This window comes from Adonisia turfae CCMR0081 (assembly GCF_011009555.1).
In the GTDB taxonomy this organism is placed as follows: Bacteria; Cyanobacteriota; Cyanobacteriia; order Phormidesmidales; family Phormidesmidaceae; genus Leptothoe; species Leptothoe turfae.
The window spans coordinates 5,247,298-5,254,849 of sequence record NZ_QXHD01000004.1; the positions used below are offsets into that span (position 1 = coordinate 5,247,298).

Consider the following 7,552-nt stretch of genomic DNA (forward strand, 5'->3'; position numbering starts at 1 on the left):
GATGAACCAACAACAATCGACAAACAACCATCGCTCCTTGCTCAAGAATTCTCTGCTTGAGTTGAAACGGATGCAGACCAAGCTACAGGTGGCAGAGCAGGCCAGAATAGAACCCATTGCCATTGTTGGTGTCGGGTGTCGTTTTCCCAAAGCGCCTAATTTAGAAGCCTTTTGGCAGTTACTTGAACAGGGTGTTGATGCCGCCACCGAGGTACCTAAGGAGCGATGGGATATTGATCAATATTATGCTCCAGAGCCCGGAGTGGCTGGAAAAATGTATACCCGCCATGGCAGCTTCATCACCGATGTGGATCAGTTTGATCCTGAGTTTTTCAGAATCTCTCCTCGGGAAGCTAAAAACTTGGATCCCCAGCATCGTCTGTTGCTTGAAGTCTGTTGGGAGAGTCTTGAGTATGCAGGGTTGTCGCCCCTGGCATTAAAAGGAAGTCAAACCGGTGTATTCATCGGCATGATGACCCATGACTATCAACAGCTGGTGGCCCATTCTACTGATTTGCAATCTGCCTTTGGTACCGGTGCTCCCCTTGCAGCTGGACGCATTGCCTATACCTTAGGTTTAAATGGACCCACGTTAACCCTGGAAACAGCCTGTTCTTCTTCTCTTGTGGCCTGTCATTTGGCCTGCCAGAGCTTACGCAACCAGGAATGTAACCTGGCCCTGGTGGGTGGGGTGAATCTGATGCTGACGCCCCAGGTCAGTGTGTTTGAGGCGCAAACCCGCATGAACTCCGTCGATGGTCGTTGTAAAACCTTTGACCAATCGGCTGATGGCTATGGCCGGGGTGAAGGATGCGGTGTAGTAGTACTCAAGCGGTTATCAGATGCCCAGGCCAATGGCGATCAAATTTTTGCTGTTATCCGAGGATCAGCCGTTAACCATGACGGGGCCAGTAGTGGGTTGACGGTGCCCAATGGATTGGCCCAGGAATCTGTTATCCGTCAGGCCCTAGGCAGCGGCAAGCTAGAGGCATCCCAGGTGGATTATATCGAGTGCCATGGCACCGGCACCCCCCTGGGCGATCCGATTGAGGTGGAGGCCCTGGCCAATGTCTATGGTTCCCAGCGTCCTCAAGATTCTCCCCTGATGATTGGCTCGGTCAAAACCAATATCGGCCATACCGAAGGAGCTGCCGGGATTGCTGGGTTAATCAAAGTAATTCTGTCGTTGCAACAGGAGAAAATCCCTCCCCATCTCCATCTTAAGCAGCCTAATCCACGGGTTGACTGGGAAGAAATGCCGGTGACCGTACCCACAGCAGTAACGCCCTGGGTACGGGGAGACAAGCCTCGGCTAGCAGGGGTGAGTTCCTTTGGAGTAAGTGGCACCAATGCCCATGTGATTGTGGCAGAAGCTCCGGCTGTCCCCATCTCTGATCAAACATCTAATCAGCCAGAGCGGCCCTGGCATGTGCTGACCTTGTCAGCCAAAACTAGAGGAGGGTTGCGATCGCTGATCACCCACTACAGAAAATTCTTAGATCACCATCCAGAGCTAGCCATTGCCAATATTTGCCACACCACTAACCAGGGGCGCACTCACTTTAGTGAGCGCATTGCGGTTGTAGGCAGGTCGGTTGATGAGGTCAGTCAAAAGCTCGATCAATTAGAAGCCAACGGGATAACAGTTAGGGATATCGAAGAATCAAGGGATTCCCTTAACCAGTCTGAAATTGTCTTTCTGTTTACCGGCCAGGGAGCACAGTACAGAGACATGGGCCGAGAGCTATACGAAACCCAGCCACTATTCCGGCAAATCCTCGACCACTGTAACAATATTCTCCGCCCCTACCTAGATCTAGATATTCTCAATATTCTCTACCCAGATATTGCGGAAGAAGGGCAGGCACAAGGCCAGCCCCTACGCATTGATCCAGGGCAGGCACAAGGCCAGCCCCTACAGTCTGATTACACCTCGCCCCTTAACCAAACCGCCTACACCCAACCCGCCCTATTTGCCCTCGCATATGCCCTATGCCAACTCTGGCAATCCTGGGGCATTAAGCCATCCATTGTTATAGGCCACAGCATCGGTGAATATGTCGCCGCCTGTGTTGCTGGAGTCTTCAGCCTGGAAGATGGCCTGAAACTTATTGCCATGCGGGGCAAGCTAATGCAGCAGTTGCCTTCAGGGGGAGCTATGGTGTCAGTGATGGCCTCAGCTAAGCAAGTTAAGGCTGTAATTGCAGATCAGGCCGACGTCACCATTGCCGCCATCAATGGGCCTGAAAGCACTGTGATTTCAGGTGACGCAACCGCCGTTCAAACCATTGCCCAACAGCTTGAAGACCAGGGGATCAAAACCAAACAGTTACAGGTTTCCCATGCCTTTCATTCTCCCTTAATGCAGCCTATGCTGGCCGACTTCAAACAAGTCGCGCAGCAAATCTCCTACTCCATCCCCAAACTCAAACTAATTTCCAATGTCACCGGGCAGGTGATTAACGAAGAAATTGCCACACCAGACTATTGGTGTCGGCATATTCTCGCCCCTGTCAACCTTGTAGCAGGGATAGAGTCTCTTCATCAACAGTGCTTACGACAACAAGACGGTATCTTTTTAGAATGCGGTCCTAAGCCGGTTCTGATGGGCATGGCGCGACAATGTTTTCCCGACAATAAAAGTAACCTGTGGCTACCTAGTCTGAGACCCAATCAAACGGATTGGCAACAGATGCTAAGCAGCCTGAGTGATCTGTATATCAGGGGTGTCGATATTGATTGGGAACGGTTTGATCAAGACTATCCCCAGCGGCGTAAGGTGGCGTTGCCCACATACCCTTTCCAACGACAACGCTACTGGGTAGAAGAGACTACAGAACCAACTCCCCAGGCTAGTCCCGTCCTAACGTCACAGGTAACAGAGCTACTGCATCAAGGCGATGTGGCTCAGCTGACTCAGCTATTGGCTGGCCAGCCAGATTCAGATACCGGGATCTTGGAACGCCTGGTGCAGGTCCATCAACAACAGCTGGCGGCTCAATCTGTTCAGGATTTAATGTATGAATTACAGTGGGTTGTTAAAGATTTAAATAGCCAGGACTTGCCCAATGATGGAATCTCACCCCGTCATTGGATCATTGTTAGCGATTCAACAGAGTCAGGCGCTGCCTTAGTGGAGCAATTGCAAACCTTGGGTCAAACCTGTAGTCGGGTTGTTTTAGACCACACCATTGCAAACCAGGACAACAACTCAGTCTACACCTTGCAGCCTGAGAATCCTGCTGACTTCGAATCGCTCTGGGATCAGGTGAAACAGATAGATTCTCATCCCATTGCAGGGGTTATCTGGCTTGGGGATACAACGGGAGACACCCCAAATCTTACTGCATTGGAATCGGCCATCAATTCTCTCTGTCAGCCCCTGCTATTTTTAATGCAGAGCCTGACGCAGCAACCGGCGTTATCCAATGCCAAGCTTTGGGTGATTACCCAAAATGCGGTTTCTCTGGGAACAGAATTACCCACATTGGCCCAAGGCCCTGTGCGAGGGATGAGCCGAATTTTTGGCCTGGAGCATCCTCAACAGTGGGGGGGGATGGTGGATCTGGATGGTGCTATGACTGTGGCAAAGCAGGCTGATATTCTGATCTCAGAAGTCTTAGGGAATCAAACAGAAGAACAGGTTGCCTATCGCAGTGGGACTCGTTATGTGGCTCGTTTGAGTCAGAGTATCCCCGAGAAAACGACGCAACTCTCAATTTCATCTGAGGGTAGCTACCTGATTACAGGCGGACTGGGGGGATTGGGTCTTGTTGTTGCCCAATGGTTAGTAGAGCAGGGTGCCCGACACCTGATCTTGCTGAGTCGGCGGGGGGCGGATACACCCCAAAAACAAGTGGCAGTGGCCCAGTTGCAGTCGTCCGGGGCAAACGTTGTCACGCCTATCGCAGATGTGGGAGATGAAGCGGCTCTCACTTTAGCGTTACAGAAACTGCCTGAGTTCTCTTCAATAAAGGGTGTGATTCATATTGCCGGTATCGGGGGCGGAGCCCATCCCATCGCTGAGCTGCAACCCACCACACTGCAGCAAACATTGCGCCCCAAGGTAGCCGGTACCTGGAACCTGCACCAGCTAAGTTTGAAGTGGGATCTAGACTTTTTCGTCAACTTTAGCTCCATTGCTTCGGTGTGGGGCTCAGCTCAACAGGCCCATTATGGGGCCGCTAATGAGTTTCAGAATTTGTTGGCCCATTACCGTCGGGTGCAGGGTTTGCCGATTCTGACGGTGAACTGGTCTGCGATCGCAGGAGCAGGCATGTTAACAGATGTGGAAGACCAGCTTATCCAGCGACTATCCCAGTTAGGGGTCACCCCCTTAACACTGCCACAGATGACCGCTGCCTTATCAGTATTGCTGGGCAGTAGCGGCACTCAGCGGGTGATAGCCGCTGTGGATTGGTCGAAATTTGATGCCGTATATCAAGTTGGGCGACCCCGAAAATTGCTAGAGCAGCTGGTGGCGAAACCGGTTGCACAAAGTACACCCCAATCCCGTACACATTTAATCCAACACCTACGGGCCTTACCTGCAGCCCAGCGCGATGAATCCCTACAACAAAACTTGGCAGAGGGCATTGCCCAGGTGCTGGGTTTGCCGGATGGCAAAAAGCTAAAGCCTACCCAGGATTTATTTGAACTGGGTATGGATTCATTAATGGCTGTAGAGCTAAGAAATCGGCTCCAGCAACAACTTGGGGTGGAGATTCCGGTTTCTAAATTTATGGGTGGGGTGAACCTGGCCACTTTAGAAGATGTTATTCGTCAGCAGTGGGAAGACCTTGATTTACTTGATTTAAATGTGGATACGGCAGGACCACAGCCTGAGTTGGCGATTGCGGCCCGATCTGATGCCTCTGGTGAGACATTGACATCTGATGCCCTTACCCAGAAACAGTATCCCCTATCCTTCAATCAACAGGCGCTCTGGTTTATCTGGAACCTGGCCCCCGACAGTTATGCCTATAACGTGTCTTTTCCAGTGCGGCTAATGGATGCCAATAACATTTCCAGCTGGCGCGGTGCATTTCAACAGTTTCTGGAGCGCCATGCCATTCTCCGTAGTTGTTTTCCCAGCTTAGATGACCAGCCCCAGCAACAGATACTGGATGCAAATACCCTGGACTTCCAGGTGATGGATGCCACGGGTTGGGATCAACTAGAGCTGCGGCAACAGGTGACTGCCGCCCATCGCACCCCATTTGATCTAAAGGCGGGTCCTCTGTTCCGAGTCAGGTGCTTTCAGTTGGCGGAGCAGGAAATCCTTCTGCTGATCTCCATGCACCATATTGTCTATGACGGCTGGTCCCTCAGTCTGTTGCTCGATGAGTTGCCCATTCTTTATCGAGTTCAACAAACTCAGCAATCGCTTTCTCTAACTCCCCCCAGTCATACCTATCAAGACTTTGTGCAGTGGCAGCAACAGCTACTGGTCAGTGCTAAGGGAGAACAACTGTGGCACTACTGGCAAACTCAACTTCAGGGGCAACTGCCGGTGCTACAGCTGCCGTTGGATCGGCCCCGACCGCCAGTGCAAACCTACCGTGGCGGCTCATGTCCATTGCACTTGTCCGCAGAACTAACGGGCCAGCTAAAGGCCCTGGCGGAGACCCGAAAAGTTTCCCTGTATACGTTGCTGCTAACGGCCTATCAAGTCTTTCTTCACCGCTATACTCAGCAGGAGGACATTATTGTGGGCTCCCCAGTGGCCGGGCGCACACGTTCAGACTTTACGCAGATCTTTGGCTATTTTCTCAATCTGTTGCCCATTCGGACGGTGCTACAGGGAACGGCCAGTTTTACGGAAATGTTAACCCAGACCCAACACACATTGGGGCAGGCGTTAGACCATCAAGATTTTCCGTTTGCGTTGATGGTGGAGCGATTACAGCCCCAGCGAGATCCTAGTTATTCTCCTATTTTTCAAACGATTTTTATCTTGCAAAATTTCCCCCAGGGACATGTGCTGGCTGCCCTGGATGGCGATAGTCCCCAAAACTGGGGCGGGATTAATGTGCTTCCCTATGATCTGCCGCAATTTGAGGGACAGTTTGATTTGTCCCTGGAAATGGTGGAAAGCAGTGCGGGGTTAACGGGGGCATTTAAGTACAACAGTGATTTGTTTGAGGAAGATACAATCACGCGCATGTTGGGACAGTTTCAAACTATGTTGGCGGCGATCGCTACCAATCCCCAGCAGCCCATTCACCAGCTCCCTCTACTGACTGAGGTAGAACAACATCAACTGTTGGTGCAGTGGAATGATACGGCGGTGGACTATGACCAGCATACGTGCATTCATCAGCTGTTTGAGGACCAGGTAGAACGTACACCGGATGCGATCGCACTCGTCGTTGGCCCAGAACAACTGAGCTATCGGGACTTAAATACCCGCGCCGATCAACTGGCCCATCACCTGCAACGGTTAGGGGTGGGGCCGGAGGTATTGGTGGGCATTTGCGTAGAACGCTCCCTGGAGATGATGGTGGGGCTGCTGGGGATCCTCAAAGCGGGTGGCGCTTACGTGCCGCTAGATCCTGAATATCCGCAGCAACGCCTTGCTTTTATGCTGGACGATGCGCAAATATCGGTGCTCTTAACCCAGGAACGGCTGCTGTCTGTGTTAGCCAACCAGGGGGCGCAAAATCCTGAAACACAGGTAATTTGCTTAGATCGAGATTGGGATACTATTCGACAGGCGACGGTTAATGCAGAAAATTCTGATGCAGAAAATTCCCTGCATGGTTCCGAACTGTCTAAGGCAACACCGGTAACCGCCAACAATTTAGCCTATGTGATTTACACCTCAGGCTCTACGGGGAAACCCAAAGGAGTGATGATTGAACATCGCCAGGTGATTAATTTCTTCATGGCGATGGATGATCTGGTGGAGTCAGGCGATCGCAAGATCTGGCTGGCATTGACCACCATTTCCTTCGATATTTCGGTGCTAGAAATTTTCTGGACCTTGACGGCGGGCTTTCAGGTCATCCTGCAAACCGATTCTAAATATATCTCAGCTGCCGCTAGCCCGAGTCTTCCGTCCCAGCCCCTGGACTTTAGTCTGTTTTACTTTGCCAACAACAGTCAGACCATTAATGCTGCAGACCAGTATCGACTGTTGCTGGAAGGGGCCAAGTATGCCGATAACAATGGATTTACCGCTATTTGGACCCCAGAACGCCACTTCCATGAATTTGGCGGGACTTACCCTAATCCGGCGGTGACCAGTGCGGCGATTGCTACGGCCACCCAACGGATTCAAATCCGGGCTGGCAGCGTGGTGCTGCCTCTCCATGATCCGTTGCGGGTGGCGGAGGAGTGGGCCTTTGTGGATAACCTATCCAACGGCAGGGTCGGTCTTTCGGTGGCTAGCGGCTGGCATCCCAATGATTTTGTGCTGGCTCCGGAGAATTATTGCGATCGCAAAGCCATTATGGCCGAGAGTATCACCACTCTACGACAACTTTGGCAAGGGGAGGCGATCCCTCGCCCCAACGGCACCGATGACACCATTCAGGTTCGCACCTATCCC

Annotated in this window: 1 protein-coding gene; it reads left to right on the plus strand. The window is 51.8% G+C overall.

Annotation, left to right across the window (positions count from 1 at the left end; all coding sequences use genetic code 11):
- Position 1: 1 nt before the first annotated feature.
- Positions 2-7,552: type I polyketide synthase (locus DXZ20_RS26300; RefSeq protein WP_250565936.1), on the plus strand; the 7,551-nt coding region annotated here is incomplete at its 3' end.